Consider the following 14,256-nt stretch of genomic DNA (forward strand, 5'->3'; position numbering starts at 1 on the left):
CAAGCGCGCCCGAACATCGGAGCCGCCGACAGCGCTGGATTTGGCACGACCTGCGTGTCTGGATCCTGGGCTCCGCTTGCGCGGCCCCAGGATGACGCGGTTCTGTCGAAGGACGTTCGAGAGGCGACCCCAGCCGGAACGGCCTTCAGGCCGCCGACACCCAGAGTTCGCCCTTGCCGAGCGTCGCGAGGTCGCCCGAGTAGCGCTTGAGCGCGCCGGCCGCGAGGTCGGCATGCGCCGGGCTCAGGGGCCGCAAGGCGCGGGCGAGGAGGCGCAGGAACACGAGGTCGTGCGTGCCGGTCTCGACGAAGCTGGGGCTGAGCGCGCCGACGCCGCCGGTGAGGATGGTGCCCCGACGCATGCCGTAGCCCGGATGATCCCCGAGGGACGTCGCCGCGATGGTGCCGGCGATCATCCGCGCGCCCGCATAGGCGCCCGCCCGGCCGACGAGGAGAAGGCCGCGCCGCATGCGGTCCCCGAGATGGTCGCCGGCCGTGCCGTGGATCACCAGCGTCGCACCGTCGAGGCCCGCCTTGGCGGCGTAGACCGCGCCGCCCGCATGATCCCCGGCATCGCCCTCGATGGTGATCGTGCCGCCGGTGGCCCCGGAGCCCGCGAAGGGGCCGGCCGAGCCCGTGACGGTGACGGCGCCGGAGGTCATGCCCGCGCCGAGGCGCTGGCCGACATCGCCGACGACGCGGATGCGACCGCCGTCGAGCGAGGCGCCGACCCGGTCGAGGCGCGACGAACCGCCCTCGATCACCAGGTCCTCGGAACGATCGAGGGCGATCGTGAAGCAATCGCCCAGCGTCAGGCCGCGCCGGCCCGTGCCGACGGGGAGGCGCGCAGCCTCGGCTTCGCTGAGGCCGCTCAGCGAGAGGGGGTTCACGTTCAGGAAGTCGAGCCGCTCCGGCGGCTCCTGGCGCAGGGTGAGGGTGCTCATGCCGCTCCAGCCTCGCTCGCCGGCTCCTTCGAGAGCAGGTTCTTCAGGTGATAGTGGTGGCGGCCGAGATTGCCGCCGTAATTGCCCGCCGTGACGGCGACGAGGCCGTGCGCGGCGCCGGCCTCGGTCGCCGCGTGCAGGGCGGCGCGCATGGATTCGGCGACCGCGTCGGAGGTCAGCGCGTCGATGACGATCTCCAGCACGACGCCGACCTCGGCCGCGAGTTCGGTGCCGGCCCGGCCCTTCAGGGTCGGGCAATAGGCGTCGTTGGTGGAGGCCATCATGCCCTTGGTGCGCGCGCCCACCTTCGAGCCGGAGCGGACGATGCCGCCGGGGAAGGGCAGGATCGCGCCGGACACCGTGCGGGCCGCGTCCACCGCGATCTCGGCGACCTTCAGGGTGTCGGCGTGCTTGCGCCCGAGGAACAGCAGGTTGCCGCCGCCCACCGCGCCGTCCACGGCGCGGACGAAGTCCTCGCACAGGAACTCGCCGTCCATGACGGGGATGCGCCAGTAGCGGCGCGACTTGCCGGTGATCGGGTCGGGCAGGCGCTTGGCCACCGCGAAGCCGTCGCCGAAGTAGCGGATGGCGCCACCGAGCTTGATCTTCGTCGGGCCCTCGACGCCCGCGTAGCAGGCGGTGCCCGGGCAGGTCAGGATGCACTGGCCGACGCGCTTGAGGAGTTGGTCCTTGAGGCCGTTGGGCTCGAAGCCGAACAGCAGCACGCGCACGCCGGGGCGCCCGTCCGGCGTCTCCTCGGGCGAGAGTTCGCAATCGATCCCGGCCTCGGCGCCACAGCCGATCACCGAGGTGGCGAACCCCGTCATCACGGTGGCGGCGATCATCGCCCACTTGGCCGTGTCGTTGGTGATGATGATCGCCGTGCCGGCGACGTCGAACGCCTCCGCGAAGGTGTCGATCACCGGAATGCCGTTGAGGGTGAGGTCCGTCATCTCAGTCACCCGCCCCCACGCGACGCACTTCATTCAAGGTCGACATGCCACTCATGACCGACATGCGACCTCCGCGAACACGTCCGGCTTCGGGAACGCTTCGTCCGGCACCGCGAAGCTCTTCAGGCCCGTGCCGAAGCGGTCCTGCAGGTAGGTCTCGGAGCGGGCCGCCATGGCCTTGTCGGACTCGACGGCGAGTTCAAGGGTGCGGCCGGAGCGCCAGGCCACGACCTCGCCGTCCTCCACGATGGTCTCGCCGTCCTTGAGCACGAGCTTGGCGCGGGCGAACATGGCGGTGCGGTTCTTGTCGTCGCGGTAGATCGCGACGTCGGCGCGCGCGCCTTCGCGCAGGTGGCCGCGATCGGTGAGACCCAAGAGCTTGGCCGGTCCGGACCGGGTGAGCTGGGCGATCTCCGAGAAGCCGTACTCGCGCTCGATGGCGCAGAGGCCGGAGCGCTCGGCGATGACCTTGTGCAGGCTCGCGATCTCGCGGTCGCGCTCCTCCTTGTCCATCAGGAAGTGGATGATGCGCGGGTAATCCGTGAACGGGCCGCCATTCGGGTGGTCGGTGGTCAGGATCGTGCGCTCCGGCTCCTTGGCCAGCAGCATGAGCTCGAGGCCGATCGCCCATTGCAGCGAACTGACGGCGCCGCGCGGCTTGTACAGGAACGGCACCACGCCGCCGCCCTCCGCGTCGCCCGCGGTGAGGATCCACTTCTTCGGATTGGCGCCTTTTCGGCCGGCGAACTGGCGCAGGATGTCGAGCGAGATCGTCACGGTCTGGCCGAAGGCGACCTGGCCCACGTCGAAGGTGGCGTTGGGGTGGGCCTCCATGGCCGCGCTGATGCGCTCGGCCGCCGAGCGGAAGCCGCCGGTGAGCGGGTTCTCCGGGTCGGCGACGCCGTAGGCGTAGAACTGGGCGTGCGCGAAGTGGATGCGCCGGCCTTCGGCCGCCTCCAGGGTCGCCACGAAGGAATCGTCGGCGCCCGGAATCCCGAGGTTGTTGCAGTGGACGTGCAGCGGGTGCGGCACGCCGATCTCCTCGACCGCGTCGAGGAGCGCCCCCATGATCTTGCGCGTGGACAGGCCGTAGACCGGGATCTCGTCGTCGAGGCTGAGCTTCAGCATCCCGTCCTTGAAGGCCGAGGCGCCGCCCGCGTTGATGCACTTGACGCCCAGACCGCGCGAGGTCGCCACCGAGAGGGCGACCAGATCGCGCACCGCCGCCTTGCCCTCGCGCTCGCGCAGCAGCTGGAGCAGATGGTCGTCGTTGCCCATCACCGTCAGCGCGCCGCGATCGAGCAGCGGGATGTCGGCGAGTTCGAGCTGGGTGGCCAGCGCGTTGGCGGGCGGCATCGCCGGCTCCACCGCCAGGGTGTAGCCCATCCGGGCGTAGTTGGCGCCGATCCAGGCGGCCGAGCCGCCCGCATGGGCGAAGGGGTGGCCCTCGGGGGCGGCCTCGCTGGCATAGAGATCGGGCAGGAGCAGGCGGCTCATCACCACGTTGCCGCCGGCGATGTGCGAGTGGACCTCGACGCCGCCCGCCATCACCACGCAGCCGGTGGCGTCGATGCTGCGGTCGGGCGCCCGGTCGGAGGCCGCGACGACCCGGCCGTTCTCGATCCAGACCTCACCGACCGCGTCGCGGCCGGCCGTCGGGTCGACGACCCGGCCTCCGTGAATCCGGATCAGCATGCGGCGGCCTTCTTCTGCGTGAGGCGTTCGTGGATGGCGGTCAGGATGCCGGCCGCGCTCAGCTCGGCCGTCTGGCCGGCGGGTGGGGAAAAGGTGATCGCGGCGCGCCGCTCGTCCCAGAGGACGCCGCCCGCGCTCTCGCCGGGCACGCCGACCGCGAAGACCACGTCGGCGACGTCGCCGCTGGCTTCGGGGCTACCGACGCCCACGATGGCGACGCTCGGCAGGGTCCCGAGCCAGTCGGGCCGGGGGGCGGGGAGGGAGGCGAGCCACAGGGCGGCATCGGCCTCCCCGGCCGCGATCTGGCGGGCGCTGTCGAAGCGCCAGGGATCGTGCTCGGGCACGTGGCGGCCGAAGCCGACGCGCGGCGCCTGCCCCGTGGTCCAGGCGGCGAGTTGGAGGAGCGCCCGGCCCTGGAACGGATCGGACAGGGACAGCCCGAAGAAGCGCGTGACCTCGTTGAGGTCCTTGATCATGCCCTGGAGCATCTCGACGCCGAGTTCGCCGATCTCGCCCGGGTCGTAGAGCACGACGCCATACTGCGCGGTCGCGAGGCGCCTGGCGAGGTCGGCATAGGCCGCCTCACCGGCGAGGTTGCCCTTCAGGAAGGCGCGCAGGTGCGCGATCGAGACGGGAAGGCCGCCCGCTTCCGCCGGATAGGCCACGTGGCGCGTGGCGCCGTTGCGCGGCCCGCCGAGGGAGAGGATGGTGCGCTCGGACCCGGCGGCCCGCCCGCGCGAGGCCTGCGAGTCGGCGATGTCCTGGACGATCGGGCGGTCCCAGGGCGCGTTGCCGACGATGAGGACGGCATCGGCCCGGCCGATGGCCTCGGCGGGGGTCGTGGTCATCGCCCCGGTGCGGCTCAGGGAACCGAGTTCGGCGTAGAGGCTCGGGCCGGAGACGGGATCGACGGAAGCGCCGATCGCGTCGGCGAGGTGGTAGGCCGCGCGCACCGCGCTCAACTCGGCGCAGAGGCCCGCCAGGACGGCATTCCGCGCTGAGGCGAGGAGCGTGGCGGCGGCCTCCACCGCCGCCTCCGCATCCGTCGCACCACCCTTCACCCAGGCCGCCATGCGTTGCACCTTGGAAAATCGAGGGCCCGGCGCGCGCCGTATTCGGCGTCGCGCACGGCGGGACTGAGCCAGTCCATGTCGTTGGGGCGGCACGTTTGCATCGGTGCCGGCTCCCAGGCAAGCCCCCCGGCGACCCCTTTGAATCGGGTCGCGCGAATCGGCCCCGTGACGGCGCCTCGCGAGATTCGACCGTTGCGCTTGCGACGGGTCCGCGCTCCGTGGGAGAAGCCGGCGATCCGGGGCACGAGGCCGCGTGGAACAAGGACGTGTCGCGATGGAAGGGATCGACGTGCCGCGGATCCCGCGCGAACCGGGCGGAGCTTCCGCGTCGGCGGGCCTTCGCGTCCACGCCCCGGCCCGCCTGCATTTCGGATTCCTCGACCTGCATGGCGGCCTCGGGCGGCGCTTCGGCAGCATCGGCCTCGCCCTCGACGCGCCCGCCGTGACCCTGACCGCCCGGCCGGGCGAGCGCCTCGACGTGACCGGGCCGGAAGCGCGCCGCGCGGCCGCCTACGCCCTTGCCGCCGCCGGGCATCTCGGCATCGCCGGGGCGGCGCGCCTGACCATCGAGGAGGCCATCCCGGCCCATGCGGGCTTCGGCTCGGGCACGCAGCTGGCGCTCAGCGTCGCGGCCGCGCTCGCCGGCCTCGCGGGCCGGCCCTTCGCGCCGGAGGATTTCGCCGACGCCCTCGACCGGGGCAACCGCTCCGGGGTCGGGCTCGCGGCCTTCACCCAAGGCGGCCTCATCGTCGATGGCGGCCGCGATCCGCAGGGCAATCCGCCCCCCGTGATCGCGCGCCTGGCCTATCCGGAAGCCTGGCGCGTGGTGCTGATCCTCGACACCGGCATGACCGGCGTCCACGGCAGCCGCGAGGTCGCGGCCTTCCGCGACCTGCCGCGCTTTCCGGAAAGCCAGGCCGCCGAGATCTGCCGCATCGTGCTGATGCAGGTGCTGCCGGCGACCGTCGCCGCCGAGGCGGAGGGATTCGGGGCCGGCATCACCCGCATCCAGCAGCTGATCGGCGACCATTTCGCCCCGCATCAGGGCGGGCGCTATGCCAGCCCCGCCGTGGCGGAGGCCCTTGGGACGATCGCCGCGCAGGGCCTCGCCGGCTACGGCCAGAGTTCGTGGGGGCCGACCGGCTTCGCCCTGGTGCCCTCGGAGGCCGAGGCGCGGGCCCTCGTCGCCGGCCTCGAACGGCCGGGCCCGCTCAAGTTCCTGATCGCGCGCGGACGCAACATCGGCGCGTCGGTCACGGCCCTTTAAGGGAAATCCGGGTACCGTCGGCGCTTCGGACGGCCCGGACCGGCTTTGACAATTCGACGTCCCGGCGCACGATCGGGCCGCGTCGCACGGCCGAACGCAGACCGCTCAGCCCACAACGACAAGCCCACGACGGCAAGGGAGACCGACCATGGCCCGCTCGATCCTGCACATGATCACGCCCCTGAAGCACATGAGCCCGTTCGACGTGAACATGGCGGTGGATGCAGGCTTCGAGACCATCGCCACCTATACGGGCGCCACGCTCGCCGACGTGACCTCGCTGGTGCAGGATTCGATCTTCTCCCGCGCGCCGCAGGACGGCGTGCGCACCGGCATCTTCATCGGCGGCAAGAACGCCGAGGACGCCCTCGACATGGTGGACCGGGCCAAGAAGGCCCTGGTGCCGCCCTTCGCCAACCACATCTTCGCCGACCCCGCCGGTTCGTTCACCACCGGGGCGGCCATGGTGGCCGAGGTGACGCGCGCCCTGAAGGCGAAGTTCGACACCGGCCTCGAGGGCAAGCGCATCGTGATCTTCGGCGGCGCCGGCGTCGTCGCCTACGTCGCGGCGGTGATCGGCGCGCTGCACGGCGCCAAGGCCGTCATCGTCGGCCATGACGGCGAGGAGCGCGTGAGCAAGATCGCCAACACCATGCGCTGGCGCTTCGGCGTCGAGGTCGAGGCCGTGGACGGCACCACGCCCGCCGCCCGGCGCGCCGCCATCGCGCAGGCCGATGTCATCCTCTCCGCCGGCCCCGCCGGCATCCCGATCCTCACGGCGGAGGATCTCGAATCCGCCCCGAAGCTCCTCGTGGCCTCGGACGTCAACGCCGTGCCGCCCGCCGGCATCGCGGGCATCGACGTCAACGCGGTGGACGTGCCGCTGCCGACCGGCCGGGGTGTCGGGATCGGCGCGCTCGCGGTGGGCAACGTGAAGTACCAGACCGAATCCCGCCTGTTCCGCCGCATGCTCGAGGCCGACGAGCCGCTCTGCCTCGACTTCCGCGACGCCTACACGCTGGCCGTCGAGGTGGCGGGCTGACGGGCGCCCCTTCGAGGCCGGCGCCCCCAAGGCCCGGGCGATCCATCCTCATCGCCGCGCAATCCGGCCGCGCCCTCGCGCAGGCGGCGCGGCGGGCGGGCTTGCATCCGCTGGTGCTCGACCTGTTCGGCGATGCCGACACGCGGGCGCTGGCGGAGGGATACCGCCAGGCCGAGGGCCGCTTCGGCCTGGGGCTCACGGGCGGCATCCTGCGCGACCTCGGCGACCTCGCGTTGCACGCCTCCGACGACCCCGTCGGCATCGTCCTCGGCAGCGGCTTCGAGGCCGCGCCCGGATTGATGCGGGCCATCGCCGCGCGCTTCACGCTCCTCGGCGCGAGCCCGGATTGCGTCGGCCTGCTGAAGGATCCGCTCGCCTTCGCCGAGCTCTGCCGGGCGCACGGCGTGCCGCACCCGGCCGTCACCCGCGAGCCCGTGGCCGACCGGACCGCGTGGCTCCTGAAGCGGGCAGGGGGCTCGGGCGGCACGCATATCCGCGCCGCGACCGGAGGGCGCGCGCCGCTGGGCGCCTATTTCCAGGCCCGGGTGCCGGGCCGGGCCGTCTCCCTGTCGTTCCTGGCCGACGGCGCCGCGATCCGGGTGGTGGGCGTCACCGAGCAATGGGGGGCGCCGTCCCCCCTGCGGCCCTTCCGCTATGCCGGCGCCCTGGAGCGGGCGCGCCACGAGCCCCCCTGCCTCGCGCCTCCGATGCTGGCGGCCGTCACCGAGGGCGTCGCCCGCCTCGCGGCGGCGACGGCCCTGCGCGGCCTCGCCAGTGCCGATTGCCTCGTGGACGGCCCGGATTGGTGGCTCACCGAGATCAATCCGCGCCCCGGGGCGACGCTCGACGTGCTCGACCGGCGCCCGACTCCCCTGCTGGCCCGGCACATCGCGGCGAGCCTCGGCCACCTGTCCGAACCCGAAGCGTCACCGGAGGATGCGGCGGCCACCGAAATCTGCTACGCGGCCAGCGGCTACGCGCCGATGCCGCCGATCGACTGGCCGGACTTCGTGCGCGACCGCCCAAAACCCGGCACCACGGTGGCGCGCGACGCGCCGCTGTGCACCCTGTTCGCCACAGGGCCGGACTCGGCCGCCACGAGAGCGATGTTGCGAGGCCGGGCCGCCGAATTGCGGACCCTGCCCGCCCTGACGGAGGGACACCCATGACCACGAGTCCGAGCGGCGCGAACCGCCCCTTTCCGAGCGTCAACGCACTGACCGCCCCGCTGGTGGAGCGGCTGGTGGCCGATGCCGAGGCCCTGCGCCTCGCGGTGACCACCGAGAACGGCGCCCGCATGATCGATGCCGGCGCCACCGTGCGCGGCTCCATCGAGGCCGGGCGCCGCATCGCCGAGATCTGCCTCGGCGGCCTCGGCACCGTCTCGATCGCGCCGTCCGGCCCGATCGCCTCCTGGCCCTACTCGGTGGTCGTCCACGCCGCCGACCCGGTCATCGCCTGCCTCGGCAGCCAGTACGCGGGCTGGTCGCTCGCCGACGAGACCGGGGATTCCGGCTTCTTCGCCCTCGGCTCCGGCCCCGGCCGCGCCGTCGCGGTGGTGGAGGACCTCTACGGCGAGCTCGGCTACAAGGACAGCGCGACCCAGACCGCCCTGGTGCTGGAGGCGGCCGGCGGCCCGCCGGCCTCCGTCATCGCCAAGGTGGCCGAGGCCACGGGCCTCAGCCCCGAGCAGCTGACCTTCATCTATGCCCCGACCCAGAGTCTCGCCGGCTCCACCCAGGTCGTGGCCCGCGTGCTGGAGGTCGCCCTGCACAAGGCCCACACGGTGGGCTTCGACCTCCACAGAATCGTCGACGGCATCGGCTCCGCGCCGCTCTCGCCCCAGCACCCGGACTTCATCCAGGCCATGGGCCGCACCAACGACGCCATCATCTATGGCGGCCGCGTGCATCTCTACGTCGAGGCCGACGAGGCCGACGCCCGGCAGCTCGCCGAGCAGCTGCCCTCCACGACCTCGGCCGATCACGGCGCGCCCTTCGCCGACATCTTCGGCCGGGTGAACGGCGACTTCTACAAGATCGACGGCGCGCTCTTCAGCCCGGCCGAGGTCATCGTGACCTCCGTCACCACGGGCAAGAGTTTCCGCGGCGGCCGGCTGATGCCCGAACTGGTGGAAGCCTCGTTCCGGTAGGATTCCGGCGCACGACCCCTCCCCCCCGAGCCGGGGAGGGGGATCGCCGAGCGACGCGGCCGGGACGAAGCCCCGCGAGAGCGGGCCACCGCTCCCGGACCCGGCGCGGTCCCCACATCCGACCCGCTCTGCGGGCCACCTTCTCGCCAGAGGGGAGAAGGCATTCACGTCGAGGCTTGTAGCGAACAATGCGGATCGGGCTCGCGGCCGATAACGGCAACTGGCACAAGGCGCGCCTGAAGGCCGCCCTCGAACATCTCGGCGCCGAGCCGGTGCTGTTCTCGCTGGCCGACGTCGCCGTGGTGACGGGCGGGGCCGAGCCCCTGCGCGTGCCGGGCTTCGACGCCCTGCCGGACGGCGTCCTTCTGCGCACCGTGGCGGGCGGCACCTTCGAGGCGACCACGATGCGCCTCGGCGTGCTGCACGCGCTGGTGGCCTCGGGCGCGACGGTCTGGAATTCACCCACCGCCATCGAGCGCTCGGTCGACAAGGCCATGACGAGCCTGCTCATCGACCGCGCCGGCCTGCCCACCCCGGACACCTTCGTGGTCTCGCAGCGTGCCGCCGCCGCCGCCCTGGTGGAACGCGAGGCGAGGCCCGGCCGGCCCCTGGTGCTGAAGCCGCTGTTCGGCTCGCAGGGCGAAGGCTTGCAGCTCATCGCGCGCCCCGAGGACCTGCCCGACGAGGAGGCGGTGTCGCGCGTCTACTATCTCCAGCGCTACATCGCGCGGAACGACGGGCTCTGGCGCGACTACCGGGTCTTCGTCTGCGAGGGCCGCGCCATCGCGGGCATGATCCGCGAGGGCGACGGCTGGATCACCAACGTCCATCGCGGGGGCCGTCCGCTGCCCTGGGCGATGCCCGACGCCGCCGCCGAACTCGCGGAAGCCGCGGCGGCGGCCGTCGGCGTCGACTATACGGGCGTCGACCTCGTCGAGGACGGGGAGGGCGGGTATCTCGTCCTGGAGGTGAACTCGATGCCGGCCTGGTCGGGCCTGCAGCGGGTGACCGAGGTCGACATCGCGCTCGCCGTGGCGCGCGGCTTCCTCAACGCGGTGCGGGCGGCGCGGCCGCCCCGCCTCGTCTCGGCCTCGGGATGAGCGGCTTTCGGATGAGCGGCCTCGATCCCGGCTGGATCGCCGCGGCCTACCGGGCGAGCTGCCTCGACGAACTCGACGCCCTGAAGCCCGGCAACGTCCACGCCTTCGCCGACGGCCACCGCATGGCGGTGGCGGATTTCGTCGCGAGCGCCGACATCTCGGCGCCGGCGCTCGCCGAGGCCGGCGCATCCGTGGGGCGGCGGGTGCTGCGGGCCGTCGAGGCGACCATGTCCGGTGTCGGCCAGAACACGAATCTCGGCATCCTGCTTCTCTGTGCCCCCCTGGCGGCGGCGGCGGAGACGGGCGGCGCCTTGCGCGACGCGCTCCACCGCATCCTCGACGGGTTCGACGCGGACGACGCGGCCGACGTGTTCGCGGCGATCCGACGCGCGAATCCGGGCGGCCTCGGCAAGGCCGCGCGGCACGACGTCACCGATTCGCAAGCCCCCGCCTCGCTCGCCGCCGCGATGGCGGAAGCCGCCCCGCGCGACGCCATCGCGCGGGCCTACGTCACGGGCTTCGACGACCTGTTCACGATCGGGCTGCCGGCCCTGGCGCGGGCGCAGGGCCTCGAGACACCCTGGCGCACCACGGCCGTGTTCCTCGCCTATCTCGCGCGGGTGCCGGACAGCCACGTGGCGCGCAAGCACGGCCCCGAGCGGGCGGAGGCCCTGCGGGTCGAGGCGGAGGCGCTCCTCGCCCTCGATCTCACGCAGCGGCCCGTCACGGCCCTGCTGGCGTGCGACCGCGACTGGAAGGCCAGGGGCCTCAATCCCGGCACCAGCGCCGATTTCACGGTCGCCACGCTGTTCCTCGCCCGCCTCCTCGGCGCGTCCTCCGAACGGACTTAGGAATGGCGGCCGAAACCCTGTTTCTTCACCTCAAGCCAATGTTCCGGCCGACGATGAATAAATTGCCAGGCTCCGGCCCCCACACAGGGTTGTTCCCGGCAAGGCCCCAGAGTAGGGTCCGCGCCGCGATCCGGGCTAACCGGTCCGGTCCCTCGATGGGCTGGACGCCGTGAACAAGGATAGCTGCCGGCCGCGCCCATAGCTCGGGGGCGGTCACGTCTTTTCAAGACTCTGGGAGAAACCCCACATGGCGAAGATCAACAAGGTTCTGGTCGGCGAAGCCCTCGTCGGCGATGGCAACGAGGTCGCCCACATCGATCTCATCATCGGACCGCGCGGTTCGCCGGCCGAGGCCGCTTTCTGCAACGGCCTCGTGAACAACAAGCACGGCTTCACCAGCCTGCTCGCGGTCATCGCGCCGAACCTGCCCTGCAAGCCGAACACCCTGATGTTCAACAAGGTCACCATCAACGACGCCCGTCAGGCCGTCCAGATGTTCGGCCCCGCCCAGCACGGCGTCGCCAAGGCCGTGCAGGATTGCGTTGCCGAGGGCACGATCCCCGCCGATGAGGCCGACGACCTGTTCATCCTGGTCGGCGTGTTCATTCACTGGGAAGCCGCCGACGACGCCAAGATCCAGAAGTACAACTACGACGCCGTCAAGCTCTCCATCGAGCGCGCCGTCAAGGGCGAGCCCACCGCCGCTGTCGTCACCGAGCAGCGCAACTCGGCTTCGCACCCCTTCGCGTCGAACGCTTAGATCGGGGACAGTCCTGGGCAGAGCGTGCCTCCGCCCGCACCGCGGGGCCTGCTCCAGCGACTGGCTTCCATCTTCCTCGGACGATGATCACAACACGGGGCGGCCTTCGGGCCGCCCTTCCTCGTTCATGGGCCCGTCAGCGCCGGAGCGAGCCGTCGTGGATCGCCGAGGCGACCAGCGCCCCGGCGACGCCCTGCCGCCGCAGGGCCTCGACATCGGCCCAGTTCCGCACGCCGCCGGCCGCATAGAGCCGGAGCCCAGCCCGCATGGCCGCCACGGCCGCGAGTCGGTCGAGATCGGGACCGGCCGCGACGCCGACCCGCCCGAGGGTCATCACGATCACGTCGCGCGGCCAGTGGTCCGCCTCCGCGTGCAGGGCGGCCGGCCCGAGGCGCTCGTCCCCGCGCGTGTCGAGGGAGAAGACCGCCCGCTCGCGATAGCGCCGCACGAGGGCCTCGTCCGCCTGGCTCTCGCTGCCGAGCACCGGGCGCCCCGATCCCTCGGCGAGGCCCGATCCCTCGGCGAGAAAAGCGTCGAGCCCGGCGGAATCCGTGAACCCCGCATCGACCCACAGGACGACACCAGGACACGCCGCCGCGATGGCCCGCAGGCTCGCGTGATCGGGCGGCTTTCCGTCGATGATCGCGTCCAGGTCGGCCACGTAGAGGATGCGGGCCGGCACCGCCGCCAGGAGGCCGCGCGCCACGTCTCCGGGCGCCGACCCCTTTGCCAAGGGCGTGACGATCGGGGCATAGGAAGCGCGGTCCCCGGCCCGCGCCCGCACCACGGCTCCGTGGCGCAGATCGATCACCGGGATGATCTCGAATTCGTCCGCCATCCGGCTTTCTCCCGCGCTCAGGGCCGCTCGTGACATCAGACTGCGTCTTCCCCGACAGGCCCGTGATCGGCTGGGATCTCGGCGGGGTCCATGTCAAGGCCGCCCTGGTCCGGGGCGGCCGGGTCGAGGCCGTGATCCAGGCGCCCTGCCGCCTCTGGCGCGGACTACCCGCCCTCGACGAAACCGTCTCGGCGCTCCCCGAATGGGCGCGCAGCGCGGCGGACCACGTCGTCACCATGACGGGCGAGCTCACCGATTGCTTCGCCGACCGGCAGGACGGCGTGACGCAACTCGCCGGCTGGGCCGCCCGGACGCTGCCCGGCACGGTCCGGATCTACGGCGGTCGCGCCGGCCTACTCGATCCCGCCGCCGCGCCGGCCCACGCCGCCGACATCGCCTCGGCCAACTGGCACGCCACGGCGGCGCTGGTCGGGCGCCACGTCGCGAACGCGCTCCTCGTCGATATCGGCTCCACCACCGCCGACCTGATTCCCATCGTGGCGGGTGCGCCCGCCGCGACCGGGTACAGCGACGCCGAGCGGCTGGAGACGGGCGAACTCGTCTATACCGGCGTGGTGCGCTCGCACCTCGTGGCGCTCGGCGACCACGCGCCGTTCCGGGGCCGGCGCACCCGGCTGATGGCCGAGACCTTCGCCACCGCCGCCGATATCCACCGCATCCTGGGCGACCTGCCCGACGGCGCCGACCAGCAGCACAGCGTCGACCTCAAGGGCAAGTCGATCCCCGAGAGCGAGACCCGGCTCGCGCGCATCATCGGCCGCGACCACGGCGAGGGCAGCCCCGCCGAGTGGCGGGCGCTGGCAGCCCATTTCGCGGAATGCCAGCTGCGGATGCTGCACGACGCCGCCGCCCTGCTGCTCTCACGGCCCGACATCGCGGCCGACGCGCCCCTCGTGGTCTGCGGAGCCGGCCGCTTCCTGGCGACGCGCCTGGCGGCGCGCCTCGGCCGGCCCGCCCTTGCGCTCACGGACCTCATCGCCGGCGACCTCGCCGAGGCCGGGGCCGACTGGGCCTCGACCTGCGGCCCGGCGGTGGCCGTGGCGCTGCTGGCCGCCGATCCATCCCGAGCTTTCGGAGACTTCGCATGAGCACGACGCAGAAACTCGCCCGCATCCTCGCCACGCGCTCCGGCGGCGGGATCGAACTGGCCCTGGCCACCGAGTCCGGACAGACCCTGAAGGTGCTCGCCACCTCGGATCAGATCGACATGCTGGTAGACGAGTTGGAGGACATCCTGAACTCGCCGGAGGAGCCGGAGGACCACGAGCCGCCCTCGGCGGCGTAAGACCGAGACGGGCCGGCGCTCGTGCGCCGGCCTTCCGAGCGATATCGGAGTTCGATCCTTTTCAAGACCTCGGAAGGTCCGCTTCCAGGCAACTTGGCAGAGCATGAGCCAAGACCGGAATGGGGTGTAGATTGTGTGATACCAAATCCGTCTGATTGACTCGTCTGGGGATGCCGCTGGTCTGTGAGGTTGTTAGGGTCTGTGTCCTGTCTCTGGGAGGCGGACATGGCCTACATAGCTGATCACTTGAGTGTCGCAGAACTGGGCCGTCGGGCT

The 14,256-nt window shown here is 72.3% G+C and carries 14 protein-coding genes; 9 read left to right on the forward strand and 5 right to left on the reverse strand.

Annotation, left to right across the window (positions count from 1 at the left end; translation table 11 throughout):
- Positions 1 to 145 precede the first annotated feature (145 nt).
- The 4 genes from MKK54_RS16870 to MKK54_RS16885 are packed head-to-tail and all read right to left on the reverse strand — an operon-like array spanning position 146 to position 4,664.
- A complete protein-coding gene (locus tag MKK54_RS16870; protein WP_244012353.1) occupies positions 146 to 943 on the reverse strand; it encodes a formylmethanofuran dehydrogenase subunit C in 798 nt (265 codons plus the stop codon).
- Positions 940 to 1,896 (reverse strand): formylmethanofuran--tetrahydromethanopterin N-formyltransferase, encoded by a 957-nt coding sequence (fhcD, locus tag MKK54_RS16875; protein WP_244012354.1) that lies wholly within the window; start codon positions 1,894 to 1,896, stop codon positions 940 to 942. The genes MKK54_RS16870 and fhcD overlap by 4 nt, the downstream gene beginning before the upstream one ends.
- Positions 1,897 to 1,947: 51 nt before the next feature.
- Positions 1,948 to 3,591: a formylmethanofuran dehydrogenase subunit A gene (locus MKK54_RS16880; protein ID WP_244012355.1), complete on the reverse strand. Its 1,644-nt coding sequence runs from the start codon at positions 3,589 to 3,591 to the stop codon at positions 1,948 to 1,950.
- Positions 3,585 to 4,664 (reverse strand): formyltransferase, encoded by a 1,080-nt coding sequence (locus MKK54_RS16885; RefSeq protein WP_244012356.1) that lies wholly within the window; start codon positions 4,662 to 4,664, stop codon positions 3,585 to 3,587. The genes MKK54_RS16880 and MKK54_RS16885 overlap by 7 nt, the downstream gene beginning before the upstream one ends.
- Positions 4,665 to 4,938: 274 nt before the next feature.
- Between MKK54_RS16885 and MKK54_RS16890 the strand changes: the two genes are divergently transcribed.
- The 7 genes from MKK54_RS16890 (at position 4,939) to fae (ending at position 11,836) form a co-directional block, all read left to right on the forward strand.
- Entirely contained in the window at positions 4,939 to 5,931 is a 993-nt protein-coding gene (locus MKK54_RS16890; protein ID WP_244012373.1) for a beta-ribofuranosylaminobenzene 5'-phosphate synthase family protein, read from the forward strand.
- Positions 5,932 to 6,079: 148 nt separating this feature from the next.
- Positions 6,080 to 6,973: an NAD(P)-dependent methylenetetrahydromethanopterin dehydrogenase gene (locus MKK54_RS16895; protein ID WP_244012357.1), complete on the forward strand. Its 894-nt coding sequence runs from the start codon at positions 6,080 to 6,082 to the stop codon at positions 6,971 to 6,973.
- Positions 6,974 to 7,074: 101 nt separating this feature from the next.
- A complete protein-coding gene (locus tag MKK54_RS16900) occupies positions 7,075 to 8,142 on the forward strand; it encodes an ATP-grasp domain-containing protein (protein ID WP_313898394.1) in 1,068 nt (355 codons plus the stop codon).
- A complete protein-coding gene (gene mch, locus MKK54_RS16905) occupies positions 8,139 to 9,125 on the forward strand; it encodes a methenyltetrahydromethanopterin cyclohydrolase (RefSeq protein WP_244012358.1) in 987 nt (328 codons plus the stop codon). Before MKK54_RS16900 ends, mch begins: the two co-directional genes overlap by 4 nt.
- Before the next feature lie 188 nt (positions 9,126 to 9,313).
- A complete protein-coding gene (locus MKK54_RS16910) occupies positions 9,314 to 10,225 on the forward strand; it encodes a RimK family alpha-L-glutamate ligase (protein ID WP_244012359.1) in 912 nt (303 codons plus the stop codon).
- The gene (locus MKK54_RS16915; RefSeq protein ID WP_244012360.1) at positions 10,222 to 11,076 is read left to right on the forward strand and encodes a triphosphoribosyl-dephospho-CoA synthase; all 855 of its coding nucleotides are present in this window, start codon (positions 10,222 to 10,224) and stop codon (positions 11,074 to 11,076) included. Before MKK54_RS16910 ends, MKK54_RS16915 begins: the two co-directional genes overlap by 4 nt.
- A gap of 247 nt (positions 11,077 to 11,323) precedes the next feature.
- Positions 11,324 to 11,836, forward strand: a complete 513-nt coding sequence (gene fae, locus MKK54_RS16920; RefSeq protein WP_056220318.1) for a formaldehyde-activating enzyme — start codon at positions 11,324 to 11,326, stop codon at positions 11,834 to 11,836.
- A gap of 136 nt (positions 11,837 to 11,972) precedes the next feature.
- Here the strand turns inward: fae and MKK54_RS16925 are convergent, their stop codons facing one another.
- Positions 11,973 to 12,674, reverse strand: a complete 702-nt coding sequence (locus MKK54_RS16925; RefSeq protein ID WP_244012361.1) for a HisA/HisF-related TIM barrel protein — start codon at positions 12,672 to 12,674, stop codon at positions 11,973 to 11,975.
- Positions 12,675 to 12,703: 29 nt separating this feature from the next.
- On the opposite strand from MKK54_RS16925, the gene MKK54_RS16930 reads away from it, so the two are divergent.
- Complete coding sequence (locus MKK54_RS16930) at positions 12,704 to 13,783, forward strand: hydantoinase/oxoprolinase family protein (RefSeq protein WP_244012362.1); 1,080 nt, start codon at positions 12,704 to 12,706, stop codon at positions 13,781 to 13,783.
- The gene (locus MKK54_RS16935; RefSeq protein ID WP_244012363.1) at positions 13,780 to 13,980 is read left to right on the forward strand and encodes a hypothetical protein; all 201 of its coding nucleotides are present in this window, start codon (positions 13,780 to 13,782) and stop codon (positions 13,978 to 13,980) included. Before MKK54_RS16930 ends, MKK54_RS16935 begins: the two co-directional genes overlap by 4 nt.
- The last annotated feature ends 276 nt before the right edge of the window (positions 13,981 to 14,256 follow it).

This window comes from Methylobacterium sp. J-068 (assembly GCF_022829445.1).
Taxonomy (GTDB): Bacteria; Pseudomonadota; Alphaproteobacteria; order Rhizobiales; family Beijerinckiaceae; genus Methylobacterium.

Bases quoted from the DNA above. Each gene is read 5' to 3' on its own strand.
- MKK54_RS16870 (WP_244012353.1), bottom strand. From the start codon at position 943: ATGAGCACCCTCACCCTGCGCCAGGAGCCGCCGGAGCGGCTCGACTTC.
- fhcD (WP_244012354.1), bottom strand. From the start codon at position 1,896: ATGACGGACCTCACCCTCAACGGCATTCCGGTGATCGACACCTTCGCG.
- MKK54_RS16880 (WP_244012355.1), bottom strand. From the start codon at position 3,591: ATGCTGATCCGGATTCACGGAGGCCGGGTCGTCGACCCGACGGCCGGC.
- MKK54_RS16885 (WP_244012356.1), bottom strand. From the start codon at position 4,664: ATGGCGGCCTGGGTGAAGGGTGGTGCGACGGATGCGGAGGCGGCGGTG.
- MKK54_RS16890 (WP_244012373.1), top strand. From the start codon at position 4,939: ATGGAAGGGATCGACGTGCCGCGGATCCCGCGCGAACCGGGCGGAGCT.
- MKK54_RS16895 (WP_244012357.1), top strand. From the start codon at position 6,080: ATGGCCCGCTCGATCCTGCACATGATCACGCCCCTGAAGCACATGAGC.
- mch (WP_244012358.1), top strand. From the start codon at position 8,139: ATGACCACGAGTCCGAGCGGCGCGAACCGCCCCTTTCCGAGCGTCAAC.
- MKK54_RS16910 (WP_244012359.1), top strand. From the start codon at position 9,314: ATGCGGATCGGGCTCGCGGCCGATAACGGCAACTGGCACAAGGCGCGC.
- MKK54_RS16915 (WP_244012360.1), top strand. From the start codon at position 10,222: ATGAGCGGCTTTCGGATGAGCGGCCTCGATCCCGGCTGGATCGCCGCG.
- fae (WP_056220318.1), top strand. From the start codon at position 11,324: ATGGCGAAGATCAACAAGGTTCTGGTCGGCGAAGCCCTCGTCGGCGAT.
- MKK54_RS16925 (WP_244012361.1), bottom strand. From the start codon at position 12,674: ATGGCGGACGAATTCGAGATCATCCCGGTGATCGATCTGCGCCACGGA.
- MKK54_RS16935 (WP_244012363.1), top strand. From the start codon at position 13,780: ATGAGCACGACGCAGAAACTCGCCCGCATCCTCGCCACGCGCTCCGGC.